The organism is Micromonospora sp. AMSO12t (genome assembly GCF_008806585.1).
GTDB lineage: Bacteria > Actinomycetota > Actinomycetes > Mycobacteriales > Micromonosporaceae > Micromonospora > Micromonospora reichwaldensis.
In genome coordinates, this window is sequence record NZ_WAAS01000469.1 from 1 (window position 1) to 2,118 (window position 2,118).

A 2,118-nucleotide genomic window follows, 5' to 3' on the forward strand; every position below is an offset into this window, starting at 1 on the left:
CGCGTCATGCGCGCGGCATTCGCCCGGTTCGCCACTCCCCGCGCGGCCGCGTCGGTGCACCGGGCGTGGTCCACCTGGAACAGTTTCTTCTCCTTCCTGGTCGCCGACGGGGTGGTCGCCGGCAACCCGATGCCGGCGGTCGGTCGTCCCCGGGCACCTCTCCCCCAGCCCAAGCCGCTGCGCGGCGCGGACACCCCCGAGCAGCTGCTCGCCTCGGTGGCCCGGCAGGAGGGCCGGCAGCGCGACCCGTGGCCGGAGCGCGACCTGGCGGTGCTGGCGTTGGCGCTCTGCGCGGGGTTGCGGCTGTCGGAGCTGCTGGCGCTGCGGGTGGGATCGTTGACGGGCCGTGCGGGCGAGCGGCGGGTCGACGTGGCCGGCAAGGGCGGGCGGCCGAGGGTGGTGCCGATCGAGCCGGAGCTGGACGGGGTCCTGGCGGGCTACCTGGACAGCCGGGTGCGGCGGTTCGGGTCGCGTACGGTGCGGCCGGACGCGCCGCTGCTGGTGGACCGGCAGGGTGAGCCGCTGCGCCGGGGCGGGCTGCAGTATCTGGTGGAGTCCTGCTACCGGCGGGCGGGCATCACCGACCGGGTGCCGCGGGGGGCGCGATTGCACGCGTTGCGGCACACCTTCGCGACGCGGTTGGCGGAGGACGGAGCGAGCGCGGCGGAGATCATGCGGTTGCTGGGTCACGCGTCGTTGGCGTCGTCGCAGACGTACATCGAGGTGACGGCCGGGCAGCAGCGCGCCGCGGTGCGGTCCAACCGTACCAATCGGGCGTTGGCGGGGTTGGTGGCGGCGGAGGGCGACGCGCGGTCGTGAGGCGGTACGCGGCGGGCGTCGCGGAGCGCGGTGCCCGGCCGGCGGGCTCGTCGGAGCGCGCGCCCATGGCCCGTGCGGGTGTCAGGCGTGGCCGGTGGCGCGGCGGGCGGCGTCGAGGGCGTTGCGGAAGAGCATGGCGACGGTGGTGGGGCCGACGCCGCCGACGCGGGGGGTGATGGCGCCGGCGACGTCGGCGCAGCTTTCGGCGACGTCGGGTAGGAGGCGTCGGCCTTCGTAGCGGACGCCGCCGCCGATGACGACGGCGCCGGGGCGGACGTGTTCGGGTTGGATGATGCCGGGGACGCCGGCGGCGGCGATGAGGATGTCGGCGCGGCGGGTGTGGGTGGCCCAGTCGGGGACGCCGGTGTGCACGACGGTGACGGCGGCGTTGGCGGCGGGTCGTTTCTGGGTGAGCAGCAGGGCGAGGGGGCGGCCGAGGGTGGCGCCGCGGCCGAGGATGACGACGTTGCGGCCGGCGACGGGGATGTCGTGGAAGGCGAGCAGGGCTTCGATGCCGGCGGGTGTGCAGGGCAGGGGTCCGGGCAGGCCGAGGGCGAGGCGTCCCATGTTGAGGGGGTGCATGCCGTCGACGTCGAGGTCGGGGTCCATGGTCTGCAGGGCGCGGTCGTAGTCGAGGTGTGCGGGGATGGGGTGCTGGATGAGCAGTCCGTGCACGTCGGGTGCGGTGTTGAAGTCGGCGATTGCGTGGTGCAGGTCGGCCTGGGTGGCGGTGGCGGGCAGGTGTACGTGGGGTGAGGCGAAGCCGAGTTCGCTGGCCTGGCGTTGCTTGATGCGGATGTAGCCGGCGCTGGCGTCGTCGTCGCCGACGAGGATGGTGGCGAGGCCGGGGGTGGTGCCTGCGGCGCGCAGTGCGGTGACGCCGGCGGCGACGTCGGTGAGGATGTGGTCGGCGACGGGGGTGCCGGGCAGGAGTCGGGCGGTGGGCATGGTGCTCCTCTGCCGGCGGGGCCCAGGCGGTCGACCTCCGCGCGTGGAGCTCCCCGATGGTTTGGTCCCATCCTCTGGCCGCCAGTCGCGTCTGGGGTCAGCTTGCCACAGGGGGTCGGGTGTGGCGTGTCCCGGTGGTGGCTGCCGCGTCGGCGTACTGACTGTGGGTGTCCCGTTGGTCACTGGTTCGGGCTACCCTGTCGGCCTGTCCGTGTCGGGCGCTCGCCCGGGTGTCGTGAGTGGAGGCCGTGGTGCCGGTGCAGGTCGGCGGGGATGGTGTGGTGTCGGGTCCGCGGTTGGGGGTGGAGGAGGAGTTCCTGCTGGTCGATCCGGTGAGTCGGGGTGTGGTGC

The 2,118-nt window shown here is 74.5% G+C and carries 2 protein-coding genes; one reads left to right on the forward strand and one right to left on the reverse strand.

Going from position 1 to position 2,118, the window contains the following annotated elements; translation table 11 throughout:
- Positions 1-819, forward strand: an 819-nt coding sequence (locus tag F6X68_RS32325; RefSeq protein ID WP_151457784.1) for a tyrosine-type recombinase/integrase, incomplete at its 5' end; no start/stop codon positions are given.
- Positions 820-900: 81 nt separating this feature from the next.
- On the opposite strand, the gene F6X68_RS32330 is transcribed toward F6X68_RS32325, so the two are convergent.
- Positions 901-1,767 carry a bifunctional 5,10-methylenetetrahydrofolate dehydrogenase/5,10-methenyltetrahydrofolate cyclohydrolase gene (locus F6X68_RS32330; RefSeq protein ID WP_151457785.1) on the reverse strand — a complete coding sequence of 289 codons (867 nt, stop codon included), beginning with the start codon at positions 1,765-1,767 and terminating at the stop codon, positions 901-903.
- Between the last annotated feature and the right edge of the window lie 351 nt (positions 1,768-2,118).